Below are 26,328 nucleotides of genomic sequence, written 5' to 3' on the forward strand. Positions count from 1 at the left end.
GCGTGAGGCGACTTTATTTGTCCAGGAGTAAAGCATGCGTAATCTGATCCTCAGCGCCGCTCTCGTCACTGCCAGCCTCTTCGGCATGACCGCACAAGCTGCCGACGTGCCGCTTGAAGCCGGTAAAACCTACGTTGAATTGGCCAATCCGGTACCGGTTGCGGTGCCTGGCAAGATCGAAGTCGTGGAGCTGTTCTGGTACGGCTGCCCGCATTGCTACGCCTTTGAGCCGACCATCAACCCTTGGGTTGAAAAACTCCCTTCCGACGTGAACTTCAAGCGCATCCCGGCCATGTTCGGCGGCCCATGGGATGCCCACGGCCAACTGTTCCTGACCCTTGAAGCCATGGGCGTGGAGCACAAGGTCCACAATGCCGTGTTCAATGCGATCCAGAAAGAAGGCAAGCGCCTGACCAAGCCGGACGAAATGGCTGACTTCGTCGCCACCCAAGGCGTGGACAAGGACAAGTTCCTGGCCACCTTCAACTCCTTCGCTATCCAGGGCCAGATCAAGCAGGCCAAGGAACTGGCGCAGAAGTATGGCGTGCAAGGCGTACCGACCATGATCGTCAACGGCAAATACCGTTTCGACCTGGGCACCTCCGGTGGTCCTGAGCAAACCCTCAACGTTGCCGACCAGCTGATCGCCAAAGAGCGCGCAGCCAAGTAAGGGGCCTGTCATGCGCCGCTGGGGTACCGAACGTGTCGTTGGCCTGCATGATCCGCAGGTCAACGAACATCATCTGGAAACCACAGGCCTGCCGGCAGACAGCCGCCTGCGCCTGTTGAGCTTCAATATCCAGGTGGGTATCAGTACCGAGAAGTACCGGCACTACCTCACCCGTGGCTGGCAGCACCTGCTGCCTCACAACGGACGTGCGGGCAACCTGCAGAAGATCGGCGACCTGTTGAATGACTTTGACCTGGTTGCCCTGCAGGAAGCCGACGGCGGCAGCATGCGTTCGGGCTACATCAACCAGGTAGAACATCTGGCACAACTCGGGGCCTTTCCCTACTGGTACCAGCAGCTCAATCGCAACCTCGGGCGCCTGGCGCAGCACAGTAATGGCGTGCTCAGCCGCTTGAAACCCTCTGCCATCGAAGATCACCCGCTGCCGGGCCCCAAGGGCCGGGGGGCGATCCTCGTGCGCTTTGGCGAGGGCCCTGAGGCCCTGGTGGTGGTGATGATGCACCTGGCGCTGGGCGCACGCACCCGTACCCTGCAGCTGGCGTATATTCGCGAGCTGATCGGTTCCTACAAGCACCAGGTCTTGATGGGTGACATGAACACCCATGCCAATGACCTGCTGCAGAATTCCCCGTTGCGTGACCTCGGGCTATTGGCGCCGCAAGCCGAAGCGACGTTTCCCAGTTGGCGTCCGCAACGTTGTCTTGACCATATCCTGCTCAGCCCCACCCTCACGCTCGAAAGCGTACAGGTGCTGGCGCAGCCCATCTCCGATCACCTGCCGGTCGCGGTAGAGATTCGTCTGCCGGGTTCGCTCACGGCTGATGCATTGCCCGCGTTGAGCCCAGGCCCTCGCGGACCCCTTGCATGAGCGACGACGCCCAGCGCTGGAAAGAGAAGTACCTTAAAAGCATCGAGCAACAAGAAAAGCTCGAACGCCGTTGGGCTGCCCGCCTCGACCTGTTGCGTCGGGGGCTGGTACGCAGCACGTTGGCGGCCGAAGGCACCGACCGTGCGGTCGACCAATGCATGAAGGAAATGCGCGACGTTGTCCGTACCGACGACATGGACGCCGCCCTCGCCGCCCTGTTGCCGCGCCTGGAAAAGGCCGTGCTCGATTCCGAGCAGCGCCGCGAAACCCGCGTCGAGCAGATCAGCACAGCCTTGACCTCGTTGGTCGCGCAGTTGCAAAAACTGCCGCTGCCCCGCGAAGTGGCACGCCCGCTGAAAACCTTCGCCAAGCAATTGGACGGACGCGTCAGCCAGGCCCGCGAAATTCCACTGCTGCTCAGCGAATTGAGCAGCCTGCAAGGGCAGGCGCTGGATAAGCTTGAGCCGGACAGCGAAAACCCACGCCCTGGTCCTGGGCTTTTGCAGCGCCTGTTTGGTAGCAAGGATGGCGCGAATGAAGCGTTGGTGCCGGAGCCGGCCCCTGGCCCCGCGCCACAGCCTGCCGCGCCCAAGGCAGCGGCAGAGCCCCAAGAGCCTGAACAGTCCGAAGAGCTCACCCAAGCGCTGCGCGCCTTCGCGCCGCCAGCCCCGGAGCCGGTTGCTGCGCAAGCCGAGCCAGTCGCGCCCGCCGAAGTGGCCAGCGAAGCGGTTGTTCACCAAGCGCCTGAAGCGCGCACCGAGCCCACCGTGTCCGAGGCCGACACACCGGAGCCGGCGCCCGAAAGCGCGCTTGCCGCCTTTATCGAAGCGCCAGCTGTGCTGGTGGATACGCCGGATGAAACGGTGATCGGCAGCCTGTCGCTCCCGCCGGTGCTGGAGGTTGATGAGCCCGATCCCGATGAGCTGCAAGCGGACGGTCCATATTCCCTGCCGGATTCCCCGGAGCCTTCCTACAGCTCCGTGGCCAAGCATATCGAAGACACCCTGCTCGGCCTGTTGGAAGAGCTGTCCTTGCCCGAGCGTCACCGGCCCCAGGCCGAAGCCATGCGCGAGCGCTTGGCCCATGGCCTGAACTGGTACGAGCTGCTGCCGATCCTCGATGATTTGGCGGTGTTGATGTTGGCAATTACTGACAGTGGCCAGCATGAGTTCGAGGCCTACCTCAAGCAACTCAATGAACGCCTTGAAGCCTTCCAGGGGCATTTGCAAGTTGCCAGCGACGGGCATGCCGATAGCCGCTCCGCCGCCCGTGAGTTGGATACGCAGATCCGTGAGCAGGTCGATGGCCTGCAAACCAGTGTTCAGGATGCGGCCGACTTGGACAGCCTCAAGCATGTGCTGGAAAGCCACCTCGAAGGTTTGCTCGGCACGATGGACGAGCACCAGCAACAACGTGACCAGCGCGAGCAGGAAGTGGCTGCGCGTCTGAAAGGGCTGGCCGAGCGGGTGGCCAATATGGAGCAGGAGGCTCAAGGCTATCGCGAGCATCTGGAAGTGCAGCGCCAGAAGGCCCTGATCGATCCACTGACCGGGTTGCCAAACCGTGCGGCCTGGAGCGAGCGCCTCGACCAGGAGGTAAACGCCTGGCAACAACATGGCAACAGCCTTTCCCTGGCGATGCTGGACTTGGATCACTTCAAGCGTATCAACGACGGCTACGGTCACCTGGCGGGTGACAAAGTGCTGAAGATCATCGCCAACGTGCTGCGCAAGCGCCTGCGCGCCACCGACTTCATCGCGCGCTTTGGCGGTGAAGAGTTTGTGTTGCTGATGCCCAACTCCTCGGTGGCCGATGCTGTGGCGGTGGGTAACCAGCTACGCGCAGCGATCGAGGCCTGCCCGTTTCACTTCAAGGGCGAGCCGGTGACGATTACGGTGTCCATGGGTGTGGCGCAATTCCAGCCGGGGGAGCGCAGCGAACTGGCACTCAAGCGTGCGGATGCGGCGTTGTATCGAGCCAAGGCGGCGGGTCGAAATCAGGTGCAGGCGGCGTAAAAGATGTTCCATTTTGTAATTTGACCGTCGGGGCGCAGACGGTACGTTACACTGTTGCATTATCGTCTTCAGCGTAATGTCATCTGCCATGAAATCCCTTTATTTCGCCTCTGTATTTCTCCTGCTGGCGGGCTGCGCCAGCGGCCCTCGGCTGAACACCAGCCACCCCTCGGTGAACCACGACAACCGCGTGCAGTTCGTGGTCGTCCACTACACCTCCACCAACCTGGAACGCTCCCTGGCATTGCTCACCCACGGCCAGGTCAGCAGCCACTATCTGATCGGCGACGATGCCTCGGGCACCATCTACAAGCTGGTGGACGAGAGCCAGCGCGCCTGGCACGCCGGTGAAAGCGAATGGATGGGCCGCACCTGGCTCAACTCCAGTTCCATCGGTATCGAGATCGTCAACCCTGGCTACCGGGATACCCCCACTGGCCGCGTGTGGTACCCGTACACGGAGCCGCAGGTGCAGTCGCTGGTGGTGTTGCTCAAGGACATCAGCAAGCGCAACGGCATCGACCCCAAGAACATCATTGGCCACAGTGATATTGCACCGCTGCGCAAATTGGACCCGGGCCCGCTGTTTCCGTGGAAGCGCCTGGCCGCCGAAGGACTTGGCGTGTGGCCTGACGCCCAGGCCGTCGCGCGTTTCGAGGTGCAGTACGCCAGCGAGCTGCCGAGCATTACCTGGTTTCAGCAAGAGTTGGCGCACCTAGGCTACCAAACGCCCCAGACCGGCGAGTTGGATGTGGCCACGCGACATGTGATCGCGGCCTTCCAGATGCACTTCCGGCCTGCGCTGTATAACGGCGAACCGGATGCGGAGAGCGCCGCGATCCTGCGGGCGTTGAACCGGAGTTAAAGCGGCAACGCCATATAAAACTGAGTACCCTGCCCCGGCCGCGAATACACGCCCATGCGGCCCCCGTGCAGTTGCACGATCTCCTTGCACAGCGCCAGCCCAAGGCCGGCGCCGCCTTTTTTACGACCTACCTGCACGAAGGGCTCGAAGATACGACCCTGCTGCCCGTAGGCGATACCTTCGCCGTTGTCCTCGACGCTAATGATCACCCGCTCGCCGTGGCGGCGCGCCTGCAGGCGAATCTGCCCGCCGTCGGCGGTATGACGCAGCGCATTGCCCAGCAGGTTGTCGAGCACTCGCTCCAACTGCGCCTGGTCGGCATACAGGCGCGGCAGGTCGGACTGGGCTTCCACCAGCAGTTCGATATGTTGCGCATTGGCCGGCTCCGTGAAGCGCGCACGGGCATGCTCCAGTAGATCGTTAACATCGCAGGGGGCCAGGGTGAGTTTCTGCAGGCCGTTCTGGTAGCGCGAAAAGTTGAGCAAGTCGTTGATCAACTGCATCAGGCGCTGCATTTCTTCATTGACCGTGTCCAGCAGGTCCGCTTCACGGGACTCTGCAGGAAATTTCGCCCGCTCCCGGAACAGGCCAAACGCCATGTGCATGCCGGTCACCGGTGTGCGTAGCTCGTGGGAGGCCCGCAGGACAAACTCACTGCGCACCCGCTCGAACGCACGCTGTTCCGTGACGTCATGCAGCACCATCACGGCGCCGAGGATATGCCCTTGGGTATGGCTCACGGGGGTCAGGCTGTAGGTCAGCAGGCGCAGTTCACCTTCGACTTCCACTTCCAGGTCGTCCGGCGCTCGCTCAAGATTGCCGCCCCGCAGCACCAGTTGCAGTTGCTCATCCAATTCCGGGCGCACCAGGGCTTCGCCCAGGCCCTGGCCGAGGCGCTCCTCGTCCCAGCCCAGTTGGCGCTGAGCCACGGGGTTGAGGTGCTCCAGGCGACCCTGGCGGTCAATCATCAGCAGGCCATCATCAATACTGTCGAGCACTGCCTGCAGGCGCTGTTGGCCGGCCAACAGCTCATCAATGTTGGTCGCCTGATGCTGGCGCAAGGCTTCAGCCATGATGCCGAAGCGGCGGGTCAACTGGTTCATTTCCGCTGCGGATGAAATCGGCAGCGTCACTTCGAAATCGCCCTGCCCGATCTTGTCCGCGGCCTTGGCCAGCGCTTCGATGGGGCCGCCAAAACGCCGCGCGATACCGTGGGCGGTCACAAAGCCGATAATCAACACGGCCAACCCCACCAGCCCCAGCAAACCGGCGATCAGTAAAGCGCGCTCGCGGGATTTGTGCTCACTGCTGCTGATATTTTCAAGGGCCAGCTTGTGTTCGGCGATCAGGCCGTTGCGCAGCACATTGAAGGTTTCGGTGAGTTTTTCCTTGCTGCCCGCAGGAGGTGACGGCTGCTGGGACTCGCCGAATGCCTCCAGCAGGTCTTGGTAGGCGCTACGTGCCTGGCTGAACCCCGACCCATTCCCGTCGCGCTGCTCATGGGCGATGCCCTGGTCCAGCAGGTCGAAATACCGTTGCTTGGAGGCTTGCAGCGCGTCCGGGTCGGGGCGCTCCTCCAGCATCATGATCAACTGGTCGCCCAGGCTCTGGCGCAGCTTGAGCCCCAGGTCCAGGGTGACGAAGTTGCTGCGGATCAAGGACTCCTGGGTCTTGGCCATTTGCATGACGCTGACCAGGCCCAGGATCAAACCCAGCAGGGCGACGGTAATCAGCGCTGAGATACTCAGGAACAGCCGAGTTCGCAGCTTCATCGCTAACTTCATAGGGTGCCGCTCACAGGTTGTACTGTTTGCGTTTGCGGTACAGGGTCGACGCATCGATGCCCAGGGTACGTGCCGCCTGGTCCAGGGTATCGGCGGTGGCCAGCACGGCGCCGATGTGGGCCTTTTCCAGCTCGTCCAGGCTCAGCGCCGCGCCAATGCGCGGGGCGTTGTTGGTGGGTTGCTCGGCCATGCCCAGGTGAGTGATTTCGACCTTTTCCTGGGGGCAGATGATGCTCGCCCGCTCGACCACGTTGCGAAGCTCGCGGATATTGCCGGGCCAGCGATAGTTGAGCAGGGCTTCGCGTGCTTCATCACTGAACCCGCGTGCCGGCCGCGCGTACTCCTTGACGAAGCGCGCCAGGAAACGGTCGGCCAGGGTCAGGATGTCTTCGCTGCGCTCGCGCAGTGGTGGCAGGTGCAAGGTGATCACGTTGAGGCGGTAAAGCAGGTCTTCACGGAAGCGACCATCGCGCACCATGTCTTCCAGGTTCAGGTTGGTGGCGGCGAGGATGCGCACGTCAGCACGGCGGGTGACCGGGTCGCCCACACGCTCGTATTCCTTGTCCTGGATAAAACGCAGTAACTTTGGTTGTAACGTGAGAGGAAAATCGCCGATCTCGTCAAGAAACAGCGTGCCACCGTCCGCCTGGTTGACTCGGCCCAGGGTGCTTTCGCTGGCCCCGGTAAAGGCGCCGCGGCTATGGCCGAACAGTTCGCTTTCCATCAGCTCTGCGGTCAGCGACGGGCAGTTGATGGTCACGCAAGATTTCTTCGAGCGCTTGCTCCAGCCATGGATGGCGCGAGCCAGTTCGCCCTTGCCGGTGCCGGACTCGCCGAGGATGAGGATGTTGGCGTCGGTGCCTGCTACTTGGCGTGCGGTTTCCAGTACCACCATCATGGCCGGGCTGTGGGAGTCCAAGCCGTCTTTGGGTTGGCGCACTTCGCCTTCCAGCGCTTCCAGGCGTGCAGAGAGTTGGCGCACTTCCAGTTGCTTGGCGGTGGCCAGGCGCAATTGGTCCGGGCTACACGGTTTTACCAGGTAGTCGGCAGCACCGGCCTGGATCGCATCTACCGCCGTATCCACCGCCGAGTGGGCAGTGACAATCACCACGCGCATCCATGGCGCCTGCACACGCATTTGGGCCAGCACATCCAGGCCGTTGTCTTCGCCCAGGCGCAGGTCCAAAAAGCACAGGTCGAACACCTGGCGCTGCATCAGGGCATCGGCCTGGGCGGCGCTGTTGGCGGTGGCGACGGTGTAGCCTTCGTCTTCCAGGCAATAACGGAACGTGCGCAGGATTGCGGATTCGTCATCCACTAAAAGAATGCGGCCTTGAAGTTCCTTGGCTGATTCCATCTGTCCCGCGCTCCTTAACTATGAATGATGGTGTTTAGTCCCGGAATAATCGGGCAAGTTGCATGGTTTATTCTGATCGATAAAAGGCGACGTCGTGCAGGTATCTGCATGGCTTCCTACAAAGCCCCTGCCTAATGGCGTTTTCATGCCGTCTTGCCACTTCGGCAACACCTCCCTCGCATTCGATCCATTGTTCCGACCGCTGGCCATCGTGCATTTCGCACGGCCCTTTGGGCGCCATCGTGCAGGATGCTGGGCCGCTATCCGATGATTAAATTATAACTTATTGATTTTATTGAGTTTTATTTTGTAAAAAAGCTGGCATGCGCTCTGCAATACCTCTCCTAACGAATAATCAAAATGCGGGAGAACAGCAGCATGACTCGCCAAAGCCTCAGCCAATTGCGTGTATCGCCACTGCGTCTACAGCAAGGCATGTTTGCCAGCCTGGCCTTGATGGTCACGTTGATTGCCGGCCAGCAAGTGCAGCATTGGCAGCAGAGTCAGCAGCAAACCCCGCAGTTCCAGCGTCCGGTGATGACCCAGACCCATTTCAGTTCGATTGGCAGTGCTGCTTCTGCCGAATCAACCGCCCCGCAATTGAGAGTTGCCGACCAGGGTTCAACCTTGGGCGAGCTGCCGGTTCAAGAGCGTTGGGTGTTCTAGGCAAAAAAATGGGCGCTTGAGTTGAGCGTCCTCAAGGCACTACCGCTGTTACCTCTTATAGAAGCGTAAGGAGAATCACCATGTTGAGTTGGGCAATCACATTTCTGATCATCGCCATTGTGGCTGCAGTCCTGGGCTTCGGTGGTATCGCGGGCACCGCTACGGGGATCGCCAAGATTCTGTTTGTCGTCTTCCTGGTGATGTTCATCGCTTCGTTCTTCTTTGGTCGTCGCGGCCGAGGCTGAATATGACCTCCTTGTCGTTTAAAACCGTGGCTGCCGCCCTGCTCTTGGGCGGTAGCGGCTTGGCGATGGCTGCCAATGATGGCCAATCCCGGGCCAACGAATTGCTCAGCGCGGACCCGCAGTACCGCGAAACCTGGCAAGGCGTGGTGAAGAAAGAAGAGCGTCTGCCCGAATGGGTGATAAACCTGTCGGGTACGGCGGAGCAAATGAATGCCGTGCAAGAAGATGGCGACAAGTACTTGGTCGGGCCGCTTTGCGAGACCGCCGATACCTGCCTGAACAAACGCTTGATCGTTGCCTTCAGCCTGGACAAGGACGATGTCTACGCCATGTTGGTAGAAGTGCCGGCCGGTCTTCCGGCGGACAAATCCCCGACACGGCACGCCGACTACCGGTTTATCGGTAAACCGGACGAAGGCATGCAAAAACTGCTGATGGAACAGCTCAAGAAAGATCCGAATTGGTACTAGGTTTCGTCCGGCGACCCCTGTCGCCTACGAGGCCAGCGTCCATAGAAAGAAGCCCCTCGCTTCTTTCTGTTTGCACCCCTCGCCAAGCGGGGTGCATGACCAAGGGGCCGGGTTGCTCTGATCAAATGGGATCGGCGTGACCTACGGGTACAGGGAGTGCCTGCGCAAGGGCCGGGTCAGGCGAAAAGCTGCGACGCAGGTTCACAAGCTCACGGCTTGATGAACTTGCGGCGGGCTTATGGCGCTCATATCCCTCCTCTCATACCGCTCATAGCCGCAAATTTCTTTTTTGCTCGTCCCGAACCATTTCTTGGTGTGTCGGGGTGACCATCTATCGAGAAAATATTGCCTGCGCTATAGGACATTTCTGACACGAAACCTTAAGAATCTCAGGCACTTCTGCCAAGGGTCCAAAGACGTCCTGATTCTCTGAGCGAGCCGGGGTTGGCAGGTTCACGGCATCTTTGCCGGACAAAATGTCGCATTTGAACTGACCGTTTGGACAGTTATTATGAAAAAAACCCATGCCGATTCGGCATAGGGTAGGCGTTTACGGCATTAGACGTCGTCCTCTTGCATCGGAATAGTTGCGCCTTTTTTCGCCTGCCAGTAAGCCATTTCGGCCACGCTGCGGTGACCTTCCATGGAGGCAGATGCACACACTTTTTCGCTCTCGAGCGTTGCAGCTGGCGCATTTGCCATACGTCCACTTGAAGTAAGGTAATGACATGAAGAAGGCAAAGCTAAGCCTCGCCTGGCAGATCCTCATCGGTTTGGTGTTGGGGATCGCAATCGGTGCAGTGCTCAACCATTTCAGTGCTGAAAAGGCCTGGTGGATCAGCAATGTGTTGCAGCCAGCGGGCGATATCTTTATCCGCCTGATCAAGATGATCGTGATCCCGATTGTGATCTCCTCGCTGATCGTCGGCATTGCCGGTGTCGGTGACGCGAAGAAGCTCGGGCGTATCGGCGTCAAAACCATCCTTTACTTCGAAGTGGTCACCACCATCGCCATCGTGGTCGGCCTGTTGCTGGCCAACCTGTTCCATCCGGGTGCTGGCATCGACATGAGTACCCTGGGTACGGTCGATATCTCCAAGTACACCGCCACTGCGGCCGAAGTGCAGCATGAGCATGCGTTTATCCAGACCATCCTCAACCTGATTCCGTCGAACATCTTTGCCGCCGTCGCCCGTGGCGAAATGCTGCCGATCATCTTCTTCTCGGTGCTGTTCGGCCTGGGCCTGTCGAGCCTCAAGCCTGAGTTGCGTGAGCCTTTGGTGAACATGTTCCAGGGCGTGTCCGAGAGCATGTTCAAAGTCACCCACATGATCATGAAGTACGCGCCTATCGGCGTATTCGCCCTGATCGCGGTGACTGTGGCCAACTTCGGCTTCGCCTCCTTGCTGCCGCTGGCCAAGCTGGTGATTCTGGTTTACGTCGCCATCCTGTTCTTTGCCTTTGTTGTCCTGGGTCTGATCGCTCGCCTGTTTGGGTTTTCGGTGATCAAGCTGATGCGCATCTTCAAGGATGAGCTGGTACTGGCCTACTCCACCGCCAGCTCCGAAACCGTGCTGCCGCGTGTGATCGAGAAGATGGAAGCCTACGGCGCGCCGAAAGCCATTTGCAGCTTTGTGGTGCCAACCGGTTACTCGTTCAACCTCGACGGCTCGACCCTGTACCAGAGCATCGCGGCGATCTTTATCGCCCAGCTGTATGGCATCGACCTGTCGGTGGGCCAGCAACTGATGCTGGTGTTGACCCTGATGGTCACCTCCAAAGGCATCGCCGGCGTGCCGGGCGTGTCCTTCGTGGTGCTGCTGGCCACCTTGGGCAGCGTGGGCATCCCGCTGGAAGGCCTGGCGTTTATCGCCGGTGTCGACCGCATCATGGACATGGCGCGTACCGCGCTGAACGTGATCGGCAACGCCTTGGCCGTACTGGTTATTGCGCGTTGGGAAGGCATGTACGACGACGCCAAGGGCGAGCGCTACTGGAACTCCCTGCCGCACTGGCGCACCAAGACTGCACTGCCGGTCGGTGAGACCAGCCGCGGCTAAGGCTGGCGTGAAGTGAACAAACCCCGGGAAATCCGGGGTTTGTCGTTTCTGTCAGCCCCGCTATCATTCGCCCCATCTTTCGGGGGATTTAACTGATGCTCAATGGCCTATGGCTTGGCTTCTTTGTCGTGGCAATGGTGTCAGCACTGGCGCAATGGCTGGTTGGCGGTAATGCCGGGATTTTTGCGGCGATGGTCGAAAGCATTTTCGCCATGGCCAAACTCTCGGTGGAGGTGATGGTACTGCTGTTCGGCACCCTGACCTTGTGGCTGGGCTTTCTGCGCATTGCCGAAAAAGCCGGCATCGTCGATTGGCTGGCCAAGGCCCTCGGCCCACTGTTCCGGCGCTTGATGCCGGAAGTGCCCGCAGGCCACCCCGCCATCGGTTTGATCACCCTCAACTTCGCCGCCAACGGCCTGGGCCTGGACAACGCGGCCACGCCCATCGGCCTGAAGGCGATGAAGGCGTTGCAGGAACTCAACCCCATCCCCAACACCGCCAGTAACGCGCAGATCCTGTTCCTGGTGCTCAACGCGTCCTCCCTGACGCTGTTGCCGGTGACCATCTTCATGTACCGCGCCCAACAAGGCGCCGCCGACCCGACGCTGGTGTTCCTGCCGATCCTGCTGGCCACCAGTGCTTCGACGTTGGTGGGGCTGCTGTCGGTCGCGGTGATGCAGCGCCTGCGCCTGTGGGACCCGGTGGTACTGGCCTACCTGATTCCCGGCGCGCTGGTGCTGGGTGGTTTCATGGCGTTGCTGGCGACTTTGTCGGCCACGGCACTGGCCGGTTTGTCTTCGATCCTCGGCAACCTCACATTGTTTGGCCTGATCATGTTGTTTTTGGTGATCGGTGCCCTGCGTAAGGTGAAGGTGTACGAAGCGTTTGTCGAAGGCGCCAAGGAAGGCTTCGACGTGGCCAAAAACCTGCTGCCGTACTTGGTGGCGATGCTGTGTGCGGTGGGGGTGTTGCGCGCTTCCGGGGCGCTGGATTTTGGCCTTGAAGGCATCCGCCATCTGGTGGCCTGGACCGGCATGGACACGCGTTTTGTCGACGCGTTGCCCACAGCGATGGTCAAGCCGTTCTCCGGCAGCGCCGCGCGGGCGATGCTGATCGAGACCATGCAAACCCAGGGTGTGGACAGCTTCCCGGCGCTGGTGGCGGCGACGATCCAGGGCAGTACCGAGACCACCTTCTATGTGTTGGCGGTGTACTTTGGCTCAGTGGGTATTCAGCGCGCGCGGCATGCTGTGGGCTGTGCGTTGCTGGCGGAGTTTGCCGGTGTGGTGGCGGCTATTGCGGTGTGCTACTGGTTCTTTGGCTGAGGCTTAGACCGTATTCGCGAGCAAGCCCGCTCCCACATTCGGCCGTGTTTCGTCAGGATAAACGCGGTCGAATGTGGGAGCGGGCTTGCTCGCGAAGAGGCCCTCAGCGTTTCACAGCACTGTTGCCCTGCTGCACCACCCACTCCACCACCTGCTTATTCAACTGATCCCCCGCCGCTCCAAACCCGGCCACCACCGCTGGCACCTTGGTGTCACTGACCGGCTGGCGCACTTCAAACCGCCGGCTGGCAATAATGCGCTGATCACTGCCGCGCACCAGCCGCGCATCCAGACGGATCACCACCTCCACGGCGCTGCCCCGGTATTCGCTCTGGAATGCCTGCAACTGCCCGCCCAGCTCATAGTCGGCCTGTAGATTGGTCTCGTCGGTGCTCAACAGCGTCACCCGGCCATCGCGTTGGAAACCATCCATGAAGCGGTTGCGCAACAGCACCGGCGACGGGTCGCTCCAGCGCGAGTTGGCATAGCTGCTGATCAGGTCGCCGTTGGGCACCACGGCAATGCGCGGGCTGTCGAGAAATTCGCTGGTCTGCGGTTTGTTCACCCGCAGCGACCAACTGACCTGCGCACCCTGGGTGGCGGTCTGGGCCGATGCCAGGCGGTAGACATCCGAAGGGTCTGGCTTTGGCAGGATCGAACAGGCGCTGATCATTGCCAGGGCCACAGGGGCGATCATTTGGTAAGCACGCTTCATGGCGTGAACTCCTTGTTCTTGTCGCTGCCCAGCAGGTAACCGCTGGGGTTGGCTTCCAGGCGGCGGGAGATGGCGCGCAGCGAACCTAAGGTCTCGCGCAGTTCGCGCACGGCCGGCGCCAGTTCGTTGAGGCCCTGCATGCCGCTGTTTACCGAGTCCTTGTTGTTGGCCAGCAAGGTGTTGATGGTAGCGGTGCTTTGTTCCAGGGACTTCATGGCCTGCTCGGCGCTGCTGAACGCTTGTTTGCCTTGGTCGTTGAGCAGGCCGTTGGCGTTGCGCATCAGCACCGTGGTTTGCTCAAGGGCACCGCTGGCCTGCTTGCTCACCTGCATCAGTTGCTGCATGACCACCTTGATGTCACCGCGCTGGTCGGCGATGGCGCCGGTGGTTTGTTGCAGGTTGTCGAGGGTGGTGCTCAAGCGTTCGACGTTTTCCCGCGAGAACAGCGCGTTGGCGTTGTGCAGCAGCAGGTTGATGCTGGTCATCAGGTCGTTGCTGTTGTTGAGCAGGCGCGCGATGGGCGACGGTGACGCGATGATCTCTGGCAGGTTGCCGTCCTTGCCCTTGAGTTCAGGGCTTTGCGGCGTGCCACCGCTGAGCTGGATGATCGAGGTGCCGGTGATACCGGTCAGGGCCAGCTTGGCCTGGGTGTCGACCTTGATCGGAGTCTGGCCGGCCAGACGGATGCGCGCCAGGACGCGGCGCGGGTCTTTCGGGTCCAGGCGCAGGCTGATCACGTCGCCCACCTTGATCCCGCTGTACTGCACCGAACTGCCTTGGGACAGGCCGCTGACCGCCTCGTTGAACACCACTTCGTAATCCTGGAAGGCACTGTCGATGCTGGATTTGGCCAACCACAGGCCAAACAACATCGCGCCGACCACCACGATTACGCTGAACAGACCGATCATCACATGATGGGCGCGGGTTTCCATGTCATACCTCGTTGAGCGGTTGAGCGGCATCCAATGCCGCGCGGCCCCGGGGGCCGTGGAAATATTCGTGAATCCAGGCGTCGTCGGTTTCCGAGACGACATCGATGGCATCGGCCACCAGCACTTTCTTCTGTGCCAGCACGGCCACGCGGTCGGTGATGGTGTACAGCGTGTCCAGGTCGTGGGTGACCAGGAATACGCTCAAGCCCAACGCATCGCGCAAGGTCAGGATCAGTTGGTCGAACTGCGCCGCGCCAATCGGATCGAGCCCGGCGGTGGGTTCGTCGAGAAACAGAATGTCTGGGTCCAGGGCCAGGGCGCGGGCCAGGGCGGCGCGCTTGATCATGCCGCCGGACAGCGACGCGGGGTACTTGTCGGCGGCCGACAGCGGCAGCCCGGCCAAGGCCAGTTTCACCGCGGCCAGGTGTTCGGCGTCGCGACGGCTGAGGCCTGCATGTTCGATCAATGGCAACGCGACGTTTTCGGTGACGGTCAGCGACGAAAACAACGCGCCCTTCTGGAACAGCACGCCAAAGCGTCGCTCCACCAGCGAACGCTCATGTTCCGGCAGGCTCGGCAGGTTCTTGCCAAACACCCGCACCTCACCCTCGCTGGGCTGGCGCAGGCCGACAATGCTGCGCAACAGCACCGACTTGCCGCTGCCAGAGCCGCCCACCACCGCCAGGATCTCGCCTTTATATAAATCCAGGTCGAGGTTCTCGTGCACGCTCTGGCTGCCAAAGCGGTTGCACAACCCTCGCACTTCAATCACCGCCTCACTGGGCGCACGGTGTAGACGACTCACCAGCCCATCTCCATAAAGAACAGCGCAGCCACCGCATCCAACACGATCACCACGAAGATCGATTGCACCACACTGGAGGTGGTGTGGGCGCCGACCGACTCAGCACTGCCGCTGACCTTGAAGCCCTCCAGGCAACCAATGGCAGCGATCAGGAAGGCGAAGATCGGTGCTTTCACCATGCCCACCAAGAAGTGCTGCACGCCAATGTCGGATTTGAGCAGCGACAGAAACATCGCCGGCGAAATATCCAGCGCCACGGCACACACCACGCCGCCGCCGACGATGCCCGAGAGCATCGCCAAAAACGTCAGCATGGGCAGTGACACCAGCAGCGCCAGCACGCGGGGCAACACCAGCAACTCCATCGGGTCCAGGCCCAGGGTGCGGATGGCGTCGATTTCTTCGTTGGCCTTCATCGAGCCGATCTGTGCGGTAAAAGCACTGGCGGTGCGGCCGGCGATCAGGATGGCGGTAAGCAATACGCCAAATTCCCGTAGGAAAGAAAACGCCACCAGGTCCACGGTAAAAATCGTCGCGCCGAAACTCTTGAGCACGGTAGCGCCAAGGAAGGCCACCACGGCGCCCACCAGGAAGGTGAGCAATGCGACGATGGGCGCAGCGTCCAGGCCGGTTTGTTCGATATGCGCGACCATCGGCGTGATGCGCCAGCGCTTGGGGCGCAAAATGCCGCGGGCGAAGGTTTCCAGGATCAAGCCGATAAAGCCCAGCAGTTGCTTGCTGTCTTGCCAGACTTTATCCACCGCCCGGCCGATACGCGCCAGCACCTGAATGCCGGTGGCTTCTTCCGGGGCTTTCTCGGGGACGCAAAAGTCGTTGAGGGAGCGGTAGACGGTCTTGAGCAGTGCGCGGTCGGCGGCGGACAAGCTGCAGTCGGTCTGCTCGGCGGATTGCTCGATGCGCGTGGGGCCCAGCAGTTCCACCAGCAGCGACGCGCCGGCGGTGTCCAGCGCGCCGAGGCCATTGAGGTCAATGCGCGCGCCGGCGTCGTATTGGCCGTCGAGCTTGTCCGACAGCTTCTTCAGGTTGGTGTAGTGGGCAAGCGTCCAGTCCCCCGTAATCCTCAGCTGGGGCGGGGAAGTGGACGTATCGAGGTGGGCTGCGCCGGCTGTGGTACGACTGGTCATAAGCTCCGAGCTTGTTTGGCTATCCACAATTCCTACGTAATAGCACGAACCTGCCTACTTTGGGTTGTCCGTTTGTGCTGTGTCGGTGACTTTGAAGCGCAGCACGCCGATGACCTGCCCGTCCTCCGTCAGCACTTGCACTTGCCAGCGGCCCACGGCATCGCCCGGGAAGTTCTGCTTGTGGGTCCAGGCGCGGTAGCCTTCCTTGCGCCCGCCGTGGATATCCAGGGCGATGCGATCGACCTCTTTGCCGTTGAACTTCCACACGTGGTAAATCCGCTCATCCAGCCCGCGGGGCGCGTTGATCGCGGTGTAGGCGTACAACCCCGTACTGCGCAGTTGGGCGGCGTTGACTTCCTTGAGGTCGTCGCCCGGCGTGCGGTCTTGCAGTTGGGTGCTGATGGCCACTTCGGTCATCCACAGGGTGGCCGGCGGTACCCAACTGCGCAGGAACCAACCGGCGCAGCCAATGGCGGCGGTGACCCCCAGCAGCATCGCCCAGCCCTTGATGCTGCGTAGCGGCAGGCTCACTGCCAGGCTTGGGATCGACAGCGCCATGGCCACGCCCAGGGCCAGTTTGTAACTCTCGGCAGTGGTCAGGTGCAGAATGATCGGCAGCGCGGTCAGCAGCGCGGCGAACAGGGTCAGGGTGTGCAGCGCGAGGAACAACGAGCGCTTGGGCGCCAGCCATTTGTAGTACAGCGGGTCAATGATCGATACCAATGCCGCCGCGCCCAGCAGGCCGGTGAATATCGATTGGCCGCTGTTCCAGGCGGTGGTGATGAAAAAGAACGGCAGCACGAAAAACAGACTTTCCTGGTGGATCATCTGGGTCGCGTAACGCAGGAGCGGCTCGGGGATTTCCCGCTTGAACACCTTGGTGAAAAGCTGGGTAAAGCTGTTTTCCAGCATCAGCCAAAGCCAGCTGACCAGCATGATCACCGCAATCCAACTGGCCATGCCTTGCTGGCGGTCCACCAGGATGAAGCTGCACACGCCCGAGATGAAACCGCCGAGTGCAATCACCCCTGGGTAGCGCTTCATCAGTACGAGGATGCGCTGGATTACGTCGGTCAGGCTTTGCATTCGGCGGTTCGCAGTCTTTATAGGAAAAATCCCAGACAGAATAACGTCTTAGCCCGGTGTCCGGTGCCTGATTACGCAATCGGTTTGCGATAAACCCGCACGCCGATCAACACAATCGCGATCAGCCCCAGCAGACCTGCACCGATCCAGCTGAGGGTGTCGTAGCTCAACAAGGGTTTTTCGATGCGCCAGTAGCCCGGCTGCTTGAACACCTCGCGCATGGCTTGGTTGGTCTGCTCCAGGCTCACCGCCTTGATGCGTTTGACCGGGTCGCTGAAGTGGCCGTTGTTGTAGTCGCTGGCCGCGCTCCAGTAGTAATCGGCCAGGGCGCTGTTGCCCTGCACGGCCCAGGCCTGACGGGCGATGGCGGCTTGTTGCAGGCGGGCGAACACCGCCGGGTCTAGACCGTTTTTAAGCAGCTGGGCTTGCAGGTCTTGCAGCACCTGCTCGGCTTCGGGGAGGTTTTCCCGCTCAAGGTCGGCATTGAGGCTTAGGAAACCTACACCGCCGAGCACTTCGCGTTCGCTCCAGGGGCCGTAGGACAACGCGTGCTTGAGGCGCAATTGGCGATACAGCGCCCAGTCGAGGTAGTCCTTGAGCAGGTCGTAGGTTTCATCGTGCTGGTCGTCCAGCACCGGTTCGGGAAACAGCCAGTGCAGCTTGGCGCTGTCGCCGACCCAGCCGTGGATCAGTTCGCGATGGCTGGCGCCAGCGTGCTGGATTTGCGGCAGCGCCGGGTGTTCGGTGGGGTCGATGGGGTCGAGTTGGCCGTAGGTGCGTTCCAGATAAGCTGGTAGTAGCTTGTCGAGTTCGCCGACGACGATCAGGGTCATGTTGTTGGGGGCGTACCAGTGTTTGCGCAGGTCTTCCAATTGGTTGCGGGTCAGTGGGCCGACTTCGGCACGTTCGGCGCATTTGAGTCCCAGTTCGACGGCCAGTTGGTTGCTGGCGGTGTGGCCCAGGTCCTGGCGGTCCAGCAGGCGTTGCAAGTGCGAGTAGTGGCCGCCGTCTTCGCGCTCTACCACCTGCTTGGCGGCGGCGATGTTGGCGTCACTCAGTTCGGTACGGGTGATGATCGCCAGCAGCAGGTCGAGCACCTTGCGCTGGTTTTGCGCCGGGGCCTCGATCACGAAGGTGGTGTCGGCATTGCTGGTGTAGGCGTTCCACTCACCGCCCAGGGCTTGCATGCGGTCTTCGAGGTCGCCTTCACCGCCGCCATCGATGCCGCTGAACAGCAAATGCTCCAGCAGGTGCGGCAGTTCCTTTTGTTCGCAGGGGAAGTCATCCAGGCCAACACCGACCACCAGTCGGATTGCCACATGCCCGCGCTCGGTGCCCGGCTTGAGCAGCAATTGCAGGCCGTTGGGCAGGGTGTAGCCCTCGACTTGCAGGCGATCAAAGGCAAAGGCGTGGGCAGAGCCCATGAGCAGGCAGGCGAATAACAGGCGACGCATAACAAGCTTCCTGGCGAGTGAGGTCAGTGTTAACTGACTTCACGGGCCGTCGTACGTTCAGGGCGAATGCGTGATGTCGGCAATATCTTCGGCCGAGAGCGCGCCGGTGTCGGACGTTTCCAACACTACATACGCACTGCTGCAAAACAACGAGTTGAGGCGTTTCATGTCGGCAATCAGCTCCAGGTGTAGGGAACTGGTCTCCAGGCTCTGTACGATTTTGCGCTGCAATCGGCTGACGTGAGCGTGGGCCAGGCGGCGTTCCTGGGCGCGAAAGCGGCGCTTCTCACGCAGCAATTGGCGGGCGCTTTCCGGGTCGGCACTGAGGAATACCGACAGCCCCAGGCGCAGGTTGGCGATCAACTGGCTGTGCAGGCCGGAGAGTTCTTCCAGGCCGACTTCGGAGAACTGTCGGCGCTGGGAGGTCTTTTGTTGCTGGACCTTGCGCAACATGCGCTCGATCAGGTCGCCGGCGAGCTTCAAGTTGATCGACAGTTCGATGATCTCGGCCCAGCGCCGGCTGTCCTGCTCGCTCAGGTCTTCACGGGGCATTTGCGCCAGGTAGAGTTTGATCGCGCTGTACAGGGCTTCGACGTCGTCGCTGAGGCTGCGCATCTCTTGGGTGATGGCGGTTTGTTTGCCCCGCAGCACCTCTTGCATCGAGGTCAGCATGTTGTCGATCAGGTCGCCCAGGCGCAGGGTTTCCCGCGCGGCGTTGGCCAGGGCCAGGCTTGGCGTGCTGAGGGCGGTCGGGTCCAGGTGGCGCGGCTTGGCCTTGCCGTTGGCTTCCTGTTGTTCTGGCAGCAGCCAGGCGCAAAGGCGGGCCATCGGGCCGATGGTGGGCAACAGGATCAGGCAGCGGCTGACGTTGTAGAGCAGGTGGAAGGTGATGACCATGCCTTGGACGTTGTAGTCCAAGCCGTCCATCCAGCGTACGAGGGGGTCAAGGACCGGGATGATCAGCAGCAGGCCGATCAGCTTGTACAACAGGCTGCCCAAGGCCACCTGGCGACCGGCGGCGTTCTGCATGTTGGTGCTGAGGAAGGCCAGCACGCCGCTGCCGATGTTGGCGCCGATCACCAGGCCGATGGCCACGTGCAAGCCGATCACCCCGGCGCCGGCCAGGGTGGCGGTGAGTAGTACGGCGGCGAGGCTGGAGTAGGAAATCATCGCGAACAGCGCACCGACCAGGGCGTCCAGCAAAATGTCGCCGGTCAGCGAGGCGAAGATGACTTTGACGCCCTGGGCGTGGGTAATTGGCCCTGCGGCTTCCACAATCAATTGCAGCGCCAGAATGATCAGGCCCAGGCCGATGCCCACGCGGCCCATCTGCCCTGCCCGCGTCTGTTTGCGCGACAGGAAGAAAATCACGCCCAGAAAAATCAGCAGCGGCGACAGCCACGACAGGTCAAACGTCAGTACCCGTGCCATCAAGGCTGTACCGACGTCGGCACCGAGCATGGTCGCCAGGGCGGGCATCAGCCCCATCAACCCTTGGCCGACGAACGAAGTCACCAGCATTGCCGTGGCATTGCTGCTCTGCACCATGGCCGTCACCAGGATGCCCGCGACAAACGCCAGCCAGCGCTTGGACATGTTCTGCCCGATCACTTGGCGCAAGTTGGAGCCGTAGACCCGCAGGATGCCGGTACGGACGATGTGCGTGCCCCAGATAAGCAGGGTCACGGCGGAAAGCAGATTGAGCAACGTCAGCATGCTCGGCCCCCCGTGTGGGTGTGCCTCAACTGAGGCGAAGGAAATGTGCCGCGTGCCGGTCTACGTCTTGTATTTAAGCTGTAGTTGGACAATGGCCTGCGCGCCAGCATCGCATAGCTGATTCGGGGATTGAAACAAATGTGTCATGAAATCAACTTTTTGCGGATGCAAAAAAGGGGCTTGTAAAAGCCCCTTTTTGGTCTGGCTCGGGTTTATTGACCCGGAATGTCCTTACGCAGTTTCACTGGATCCTGCTGTTTCTTCTTTTTGGCGATGGCGGTGCGCATCTTGATGTTCACCGCTTCTACCGCCAGCGAGAACGCCATGGCGAAGTAGACGTAGCCTTTAGGCACATGCACATCGAAGGATTCGGCGATCAGCACGGTACCGACCACCAGCAGGAACGACAGCGCGAGCATCTTCAGCGACGGGTGCTTGTCGATGAATTCGCTGATGGTGCCGGCGGCCAGCATCATCACCAGTACGGCCACGACAATCGCCGCAACCATGACGGGCACATGGGAAACCATGCCGACGGCGGTGATGACCGAGTCCAGTGAGAACACGATGTCGATGATGGCGATCTGGATGATGGTGTAGATGAACTTGCCGCCGGCGCCTTTTGGCTCGTCGTGGGTTTCGTCTTCACCTTCCAGGGCGTGGTACATCTCCTGGGAGCTTTTCCACAGCAGGAACAGACCACCGAAGAACAGGATCAGGTCGCGACCGGAAATGCCCTGCCCGAACACCACGAACAGATCGGCGGTCAGTTGCATCACCCAGGTGATCGACAGCAGCAACAGGATGCGCGTAACCATGGCCAGGGCCAGGCCGAAGATCCGTGTGCGTGCCTGCATATGCTTGGGCATGCGGCTGACCAGGATCGAAATCATGATGATGTTATCGATGCCCAGGACGATCTCAAGGGCCGTCAGGGTGAAGAAGGCAATCCAGATCTCTGGATTGGTCAGCCATTCCATGTGTATTCCTTTGAGCAAGTGTTAAACCGCGCAAGCTGCAGCGCCGCGCGGTTGGGTTGGTACGATTATAGAGTGCTGAACAGCGGAAAAATCCCCATCAGCAATGCGGCGAACATTATGCACAGGCAAACCAGCACTGCCCACTTGAGGGTGAAGCGCTGGTGATCGCCAAATTCGATCCCGGCCAGGGCCACCAACAGGTAGGTGGACGGTACCAGCGGGCTGAGCAAGTGCACCGGCTGGCCGACGATGGAGGCGCGGGCCATTTCCACGGCGGTGATGCCGTAGTGGCTGGCGGCTTCGGCCAGCACCGGCAGTACGCCGTAGTAGAACGCGTCGTTGGACATGAAGAAGGTGAACGGCATGCTCACCAGCGCGGTGATCACTGCCAGGTACGGGCCCAGTGCGTCAGGGATGACCGCCAGCAGGCTCTTGGACATGGCGTCGACCATGCCGGTGCCCGACAGGATGCCGGTGAAGATACCGGCCGCGAAGATCAGGCCAGTCACCGCCAGCACGCTGCCGGAGTGGGCGGCAATACGGTCTTTCTGCATCTGCAGGCACGGGTAGTTGACGATCATCGCGATACTGAACGCCACCATGAACAGCACTGGCAGCGGCAACAGACCGGCAATCAGCGTGCACATCAGGGCGAAGGTCAGGGCGCCGTTGAACCAGATCAGCTTCGGACGGCGGGCGTCCGGGAATTGGGACACGCTGATTTCGCTGTGGTCGATCTCATCGCCTTGCAGGTGCAGCTCACCCAGGCGGGCACGCTCGCGCTTGCCGTACATGTAGGCGATCCCCAGGATCGCCACGACACCGGCAGCCATGGCCGGGATCATCGGTACGAAAATGTCCGAAGGGTCCACATGCAGCGCACTGGCGGCACGGGCAGTCGGGCCGCCCCAAGGGGTCATGTTCATCACGCCACCGGCGAGGATGATCAGGCCGGCCATGATCCGTGGGCTCATGCCGATGCGTTGGTACAGCGGCAGCATGGCGGCCACGCAGATCATGTAGGTGGTGGCGCCATCACCGTCCAGGGAAACCACCAAGGCCAGTACGGCGGTGCCGACCGAGACCTTCAGCGGGTCGCCCTTGACCATCTTGAGGATCTTGCGCACGGCCGGGTCGAACAGGCCGGAGTCGATCATCAGGGCAAAGTAGAGGATGGCAAACATCAGCATCACGCCGGTCGGCGCCAGCTTGGTGATGCCTGCAAGCATCATCGGGCCGATCTCGGGTGCGAAACCACCGAACAGCGCGAACAGGATCGGCACGATGATCAAGGCGATCAGCGCGGACAGGCGCTTGGTCATGATCAGGAACATGAACGTGATGACCATGGCAAAGCCAAGGAAAGTCAGCATAGGAATACTCCAGGCGTAGCGCGGCTAGGGAATGGCGAACCGGGTGGGGCTCAGCGCAGAACGAAAGGCACGAGGCGTACGGGGGGAGTTGGCGCAAACAGGCGGGTACGGGCGGACATCGGGAATCACCATTGTTGTTGTGTACAGCCGGTCTGTTGCCGGCAGTTGGAGGCGATCCTAGACGGGAAAGCTTTCAGCCAGCTTTCGCTGGCAAAACAGGTGATGAAGGGAAGTGGCAAGGTCTGTGGATTTATGCAGATCCAAATGTGGGAGGGGGCTTGCTCCCGATTGCGGTGTGTCAGCCACCAGATTTATCTGCTGACCCACTGCAATCGGGAGCAAGCCCCCTCCCACATTTGGACTTTGTTTGACTGGAGTGCTTAGGGTAATTCAAGGCCGCCGGCAGCTTTGTGCAGCTTGCGCAAGTGCTCACCCACCTGCTTGAGGTTGGCCTCGCACGCCGCAATCTCATCGGCACGGGCCGGGTCCAGCAGTGCCCTCACCTCTTTATCCAGGTCACCGGTCAGCGATTGCAGCTGCTTCTGGCGCTCGGCGCTTTCCGATTCCAGGCGTTTGGCTTCCGACGGTTGCGGCAGGCCGTAGCCGCCGCTGTCCAGCAGTTCTGCCGGGCGGCTGAGGAAGCCGCTGTTGGCGAGGATTTGTTGCAGGGTGTGGTTGGCCCTTTCCATGCCGCCGTTTTTAAGCTCGCGGGCGCCGAGGTAGCGTTGTTTGACCTCGTCTTGAGCGAGCATCAGTTGTTTGCGAAAGCTCGCCTGTTCCAGCAACAACAGTGCTGCGCTGGTACGCAAGTCGGCCTGCTCGAACCACGGCCGACGTTCGGCAGCGCTGAGGGCCAGCCAGTCCTCGACCTGGGTCTGTTTGATTGGCAGATGCTTGCGCAATACGTCGAACATCGCCTGGTAGCGCTCGCGGAAAGAGTCGAAGTGATAGCCCAGGCGCAGGGCTCTACGTTTGTCCTCGAGTACGCTGGTGTCGGCCAGGCCGCGGGCGCTGAGCACTTCCAGCAAACCGTTGGGGGTGATGTTGTCCAGGCCGGTCAGTCGCGGGTTGGCGCTGCCACTGCGTAACAGCTTCAGGCTTTCCACGGCGCAGTTATTGGAAATGAAGAAGTAACTGCCGTCGTAGCTCCAATGCATCTCGGCGGCGTGCTCGACGGTGTCGTTGATCTCCTGGCGCGTGAGTTTCAGGGGCACGGAAGCAAGGCCGCGCAATTCGGTCTTGGTGTATTCGTCGATCACTTGGGCCAGCGGCAGCACGAACAGCCGCGAGGGGTACTTGCCCACCAGGCCATCCCAACTCGACAGCTGAACGTCACCGACGAAGGCGCGGTATGACAAGACCAAATGCTGGTCCAGGTCCAGCCGGCAATCCGGGCCACGCGGGCGGCCAGGGGCGCAGATCACCAGGCGCAACATGCTGTGGCCCCAGCGGCTGACCAGGTTCTGGTTGGCTTCGGCCAGCAGGTAGTCGATTTCGTAGACGCGTTCCGGATCGATCTGGCCCAGTGGAGTCTTGGCGAAGTCGTTACCGGCGTTCAGGAAAGGATAGGTCTTGGCGCAGGTGTCTTGTTCAGGCGGCGCCCAGCCGAAGTGTTCCTTGTAATAACGGAACAGTGCGGGGCGTCGGCAGCCGTAGCTGGGGTCGAGCAGGAAGTACTCCATGTTGACCGCGACGAACTCCAGTGGGCTGCTGGTTTCGTAGATATCCGGGCTGCGGGCGACTTGATGGTTGTGCTGCTCGCGTTCGCCACGGCGGCCGACGTATTGCGGCCAGCCGGCGAGGTCCAGCAGGCGTGGGTCGTCGCTCAGGGTGAAGCGGCGGTCATTCTGGCCACGGCATTGATCGGGCAGGCCGATCAGGCCGGTGATGTTGTTCTGGCGGTTGCAGCGGTTGATCAGCGCGCGTTCGTCTTTGGACCACAGGCGTGCACGGTCATAGATGTGGGTCAGCTCATGCAGCACGGTGGCAAGCATTTCCCGGCGCACGGTGCCGTGGGGGCGGTTGGTTTTCTGGGTGGCGGCGGAGCCGTCGGTGAGGCTGGCGAGCAGGTTGCTGTTAAGGTCCAGCTCGGACACCAGGGAGGCCTGGCCGTAGGCGTTCTCGGGCATTTTGTCGGTCCAGCCGACATCAATGCGCCGGTCCAGTTGCTCGACAAAGCGCGGCGGCAATGCCCGCAGCGCTTCATCGAGCAATGCCTGGCTGGCCTGCTGCTGGGCCGGGCTCAAGCCTTCGGCCTTGAGCCGCAGTTGCAGGCTGGCCTGGGCTGCGCCTGCACTGAGCAGCACAGCCCACGCCAATAGCCAGGCGACCAGGCGCCTCACAGAGCGAGGATAGCTTCGGCGAGGCTCTGGTCACTGGCATCGCGCGTTTCTGGCAAGCGCGTACGAATGGTGTCGAAGGCCGCTTCCAGTTGTGCGCCGCGGATTTCTCCATTGCTGGCGACGAAACTGGCGGCATCATCGTGGGCTTCGCGCACGACTTTGGAGTCGCGGATAGAAGTGGTGGTGTCCGAAGTGAAATCAATGGTGCGACCGGAGGCACGAACAATGATGTTACTGGTGGCCACCAGGGTGTGTGCCTGGGCAACATCGGCCAACAACAGCAGGCCAAGGGTGGCGGCGATCAGCGGGCTACGCATGGAAAGACTCCGAAATACAAAGATGATTATTGGACGAGAATTGCTTGCGCCAGTTCACGGTCGCTGGCGTTTAGTTTTGGTTGGGTGCGGCGCAGGTAATCCAATGCCGATTCCAGCCGAGCGCCACGCCATTGTCCGTCAGTGGCGATGAACGCCGCCGCATCATCCTGGGCGGCCACGATCACTTTCCGGTCGAAGGGGGCGGACGTCACCTTGCTGGTGGCGTACGCGCTCGCGACGGTGCCCTGCGTAGTCAAATCAAAGGCCGATGCCAATGGCGACCAGCCGGCGGAAAATACGATAGGAACTATGAATAAACGGTATGAAAAAGCCATGGGACTCGACAACTGAAAGCGAGCGCAAAGGCTAGCGCAATGCCCGGGCGAGAGCCAGCGCCAGGGCATCACGCCTGCATTCAGATGGCGAGGATGGCTTGGGCCAACTGCGCGTCAGATGCCGTGTTCAGTTGTGGGGCTTGTTGGCGGATCTGGGCCAGGGCGCTTTCGAGCTTCACACCGCGAATGGCACCTTCGCTGGCAACAAAGCTGGCGGCGTCATCACGGGCTGCGCGTACCACTTTGTTGTCGCGCAGGGACGACGTGGCATCGGAAGTGGCATCGGAGGTCGCTTTGAGGGCGCCAACGATCGAGTCGGTGGTCACGATAAAGCTGGTCGCGTTGGCGTTGGCAGCCACGGCCAACAGGGCGGCAGCACTCAGCAGGCGAAGACGGGACATGGGGTGACTCCTTTAGGTGAGCGGATAGCGTGGCGCAGGGCAGCCATTGAGGATCAGACGCCTGCTCTAGACAGTTCGCCACGCAGTGGCTGGATATTAAGCCGCCGTTTATCCGTTCGGGAAGCGTCTTGACTGCCTAGTCACGCCAGAAAGGTTTAGCCAGCTCGGTCAGGCGGTCGCTGGGGCTGATGCCCACGTCAGACAGTTCGCGTCGATCCAGTTGCGCCAGTTGGCGTCGCTCGTGGGCGTGGCGCGCCCATTTCGCCAGGGTGCGGGCGGTGGTGCTCAACAGCCGTCGATAGAGAGGAGGGGTTTGCGTATCCATGGCTGGCGCCTTTCATGAGGTTCTGGAACACCATGTTGGGTGAGGCGCGATAA

The 26,328-nt window shown here is 61.1% G+C and carries 25 protein-coding genes; 9 read left to right on the top strand and 16 right to left on the bottom strand.

Annotation, left to right across the window (positions count from 1 at the left end; translation table 11 throughout):
- Positions 1-34 precede the first annotated feature (34 nt).
- From dsbA to DYL59_RS23095, 4 genes are all read left to right on the top strand, one after another.
- A complete protein-coding gene (dsbA, locus tag DYL59_RS23080) occupies positions 35-670 on the top strand; it encodes a thiol:disulfide interchange protein DsbA (protein ID WP_135291249.1) in 636 nt (211 codons plus the stop codon).
- 10 nt (positions 671-680) lie between these two features.
- Positions 681-1,559 carry an endonuclease/exonuclease/phosphatase family protein gene (locus DYL59_RS23085; RefSeq protein ID WP_135291250.1) on the top strand — a complete coding sequence of 293 codons (879 nt, stop codon included), beginning with the start codon at positions 681-683 and terminating at the stop codon, positions 1,557-1,559.
- Positions 1,556-3,574 carry a GGDEF domain-containing protein gene (locus DYL59_RS23090; protein ID WP_135291251.1) on the top strand — a complete coding sequence of 673 codons (2,019 nt, stop codon included), beginning with the start codon at positions 1,556-1,558 and terminating at the stop codon, positions 3,572-3,574. The genes DYL59_RS23085 and DYL59_RS23090 overlap by 4 nt, the downstream gene beginning before the upstream one ends.
- An 88-nt stretch (positions 3,575-3,662) precedes the next feature.
- Positions 3,663-4,439 carry an N-acetylmuramoyl-L-alanine amidase gene (locus tag DYL59_RS23095; protein WP_135291252.1) on the top strand — a complete coding sequence of 259 codons (777 nt, stop codon included), beginning with the start codon at positions 3,663-3,665 and terminating at the stop codon, positions 4,437-4,439.
- Here the strand turns inward: DYL59_RS23095 and DYL59_RS23100 are convergent.
- Positions 4,436-6,223 (bottom strand): KinB sensor domain-containing domain, encoded by a 1,788-nt coding sequence (locus tag DYL59_RS23100; RefSeq protein WP_135291253.1) that lies wholly within the window; start codon positions 6,221-6,223, stop codon positions 4,436-4,438. The two genes, DYL59_RS23095 and DYL59_RS23100, sit on opposite strands and share 4 nt — an antisense overlap.
- 10 nt (positions 6,224-6,233) lie before the next feature.
- Positions 6,234-7,580, bottom strand: a complete 1,347-nt coding sequence (gene algB / locus DYL59_RS23105) for a sigma-54-dependent response regulator transcription factor AlgB (protein WP_135291254.1) — start codon at positions 7,578-7,580, stop codon at positions 6,234-6,236.
- Positions 7,581-7,958: 378 nt separating this feature from the next.
- Between algB and DYL59_RS23110 the strand changes: the two genes are divergently transcribed.
- The 5 genes from DYL59_RS23110 (at position 7,959) to DYL59_RS23130 (ending at position 12,346) form a co-directional block, all read left to right on the top strand.
- Positions 7,959-8,246 (top strand): hypothetical protein, encoded by a 288-nt coding sequence (locus DYL59_RS23110; RefSeq protein ID WP_135291255.1) that lies wholly within the window; start codon positions 7,959-7,961, stop codon positions 8,244-8,246.
- Positions 8,247-8,326: 80 nt separating this feature from the next.
- Positions 8,327-8,491 carry a DUF1328 domain-containing protein gene (locus DYL59_RS23115; protein ID WP_003170804.1) on the top strand — a complete coding sequence of 55 codons (165 nt, stop codon included), beginning with the start codon at positions 8,327-8,329 and terminating at the stop codon, positions 8,489-8,491.
- A gap of 2 nt (positions 8,492-8,493) precedes the next feature.
- The gene (locus tag DYL59_RS23120; RefSeq protein WP_135291256.1) at positions 8,494-8,961 is read left to right on the top strand and encodes an inhibitor of vertebrate lysozyme family protein; all 468 of its coding nucleotides are present in this window, start codon (positions 8,494-8,496) and stop codon (positions 8,959-8,961) included.
- A gap of 728 nt (positions 8,962-9,689) precedes the next feature.
- Positions 9,690-11,021: a glutamate/aspartate:proton symporter GltP gene (gene gltP / locus DYL59_RS23125; RefSeq protein WP_135291257.1), complete on the top strand. Its 1,332-nt coding sequence runs from the start codon at positions 9,690-9,692 to the stop codon at positions 11,019-11,021.
- Between the two features lie 95 nt (positions 11,022-11,116).
- Entirely contained in the window at positions 11,117-12,346 is a 1,230-nt protein-coding gene (locus DYL59_RS23130) for a nucleoside recognition domain-containing protein (protein WP_048721443.1), read from the top strand.
- 103 nt (positions 12,347-12,449) lie between these two features.
- Here the strand turns inward: DYL59_RS23130 and DYL59_RS23135 are convergent, their stop codons facing one another.
- The 14 genes from DYL59_RS23135 to DYL59_RS23200 form a co-directional block, all read right to left on the bottom strand.
- Positions 12,450-13,061: an ABC-type transport auxiliary lipoprotein family protein gene (locus DYL59_RS23135; protein ID WP_135291258.1), complete on the bottom strand. Its 612-nt coding sequence runs from the start codon at positions 13,059-13,061 to the stop codon at positions 12,450-12,452.
- The gene (locus DYL59_RS23140; protein WP_135291259.1) at positions 13,058-13,996 is read right to left on the bottom strand and encodes an MlaD family protein; all 939 of its coding nucleotides are present in this window, start codon (positions 13,994-13,996) and stop codon (positions 13,058-13,060) included. Before DYL59_RS23140 ends, DYL59_RS23135 begins: the two co-directional genes overlap by 4 nt.
- Position 13,997: 1 nt before the next feature.
- Complete coding sequence (locus tag DYL59_RS23145) at positions 13,998-14,801, bottom strand: ABC transporter ATP-binding protein (protein ID WP_135291260.1); 804 nt, start codon at positions 14,799-14,801, stop codon at positions 13,998-14,000.
- Positions 14,798-15,946 carry an ABC transporter permease gene (locus DYL59_RS23150; RefSeq protein ID WP_135291261.1) on the bottom strand — a complete coding sequence of 383 codons (1,149 nt, stop codon included), beginning with the start codon at positions 15,944-15,946 and terminating at the stop codon, positions 14,798-14,800. The genes DYL59_RS23145 and DYL59_RS23150 overlap by 4 nt, the downstream gene beginning before the upstream one ends.
- 54 nt (positions 15,947-16,000) lie before the next feature.
- Positions 16,001-17,032 carry a DUF5924 family protein gene (locus DYL59_RS23155; RefSeq protein ID WP_135291262.1) on the bottom strand — a complete coding sequence of 344 codons (1,032 nt, stop codon included), beginning with the start codon at positions 17,030-17,032 and terminating at the stop codon, positions 16,001-16,003.
- A 71-nt stretch (positions 17,033-17,103) separates the two neighbouring features.
- Positions 17,104-18,486 (bottom strand): M16 family metallopeptidase, encoded by a 1,383-nt coding sequence (locus tag DYL59_RS23160; RefSeq protein WP_135291263.1) that lies wholly within the window; start codon positions 18,484-18,486, stop codon positions 17,104-17,106.
- 57 nt (positions 18,487-18,543) lie between these two features.
- Positions 18,544-20,202 carry a Na/Pi cotransporter family protein gene (locus DYL59_RS23165; RefSeq protein ID WP_135291264.1) on the bottom strand — a complete coding sequence of 553 codons (1,659 nt, stop codon included), beginning with the start codon at positions 20,200-20,202 and terminating at the stop codon, positions 18,544-18,546.
- Between the two features lie 212 nt (positions 20,203-20,414).
- Positions 20,415-21,182: a TerC family protein gene (locus DYL59_RS23170; protein ID WP_014716354.1), complete on the bottom strand. Its 768-nt coding sequence runs from the start codon at positions 21,180-21,182 to the stop codon at positions 20,415-20,417.
- Between the two features lie 65 nt (positions 21,183-21,247).
- On the bottom strand, positions 21,248-22,555 hold the full coding sequence (locus tag DYL59_RS23175; protein WP_135291265.1) for a CitMHS family transporter: 1,308 nt from the start codon (positions 22,553-22,555) through the stop codon (positions 21,248-21,250).
- Between the two features lie 380 nt (positions 22,556-22,935).
- On the bottom strand, positions 22,936-24,897 hold the full coding sequence (locus tag DYL59_RS23180; RefSeq protein WP_135291266.1) for a DUF7844 domain-containing protein: 1,962 nt from the start codon (positions 24,895-24,897) through the stop codon (positions 22,936-22,938).
- Positions 24,894-25,214: a DUF2388 domain-containing protein gene (locus DYL59_RS23185; RefSeq protein WP_135291267.1), complete on the bottom strand. Its 321-nt coding sequence runs from the start codon at positions 25,212-25,214 to the stop codon at positions 24,894-24,896. Before DYL59_RS23185 ends, DYL59_RS23180 begins: the two co-directional genes overlap by 4 nt.
- 26 nt (positions 25,215-25,240) lie before the next feature.
- Complete coding sequence (locus tag DYL59_RS23190; protein WP_135291268.1) at positions 25,241-25,549, bottom strand: DUF2388 domain-containing protein; 309 nt, start codon at positions 25,547-25,549, stop codon at positions 25,241-25,243.
- Between the two features lie 80 nt (positions 25,550-25,629).
- Positions 25,630-25,950, bottom strand: a complete 321-nt coding sequence (locus DYL59_RS23195; RefSeq protein ID WP_135291269.1) for a DUF2388 domain-containing protein — start codon at positions 25,948-25,950, stop codon at positions 25,630-25,632.
- A 136-nt stretch (positions 25,951-26,086) separates the two neighbouring features.
- The gene (locus DYL59_RS23200; protein WP_135291270.1) at positions 26,087-26,275 is read right to left on the bottom strand and encodes a DUF1127 domain-containing protein; all 189 of its coding nucleotides are present in this window, start codon (positions 26,273-26,275) and stop codon (positions 26,087-26,089) included.
- Positions 26,276-26,328: the final 53 nt, after the last annotated feature.

Source organism: Pseudomonas kairouanensis (genome assembly GCF_004682055.1).
In the GTDB taxonomy this organism is placed as follows: Bacteria; Pseudomonadota; Gammaproteobacteria; order Pseudomonadales; family Pseudomonadaceae; genus Aquipseudomonas; species Aquipseudomonas kairouanensis.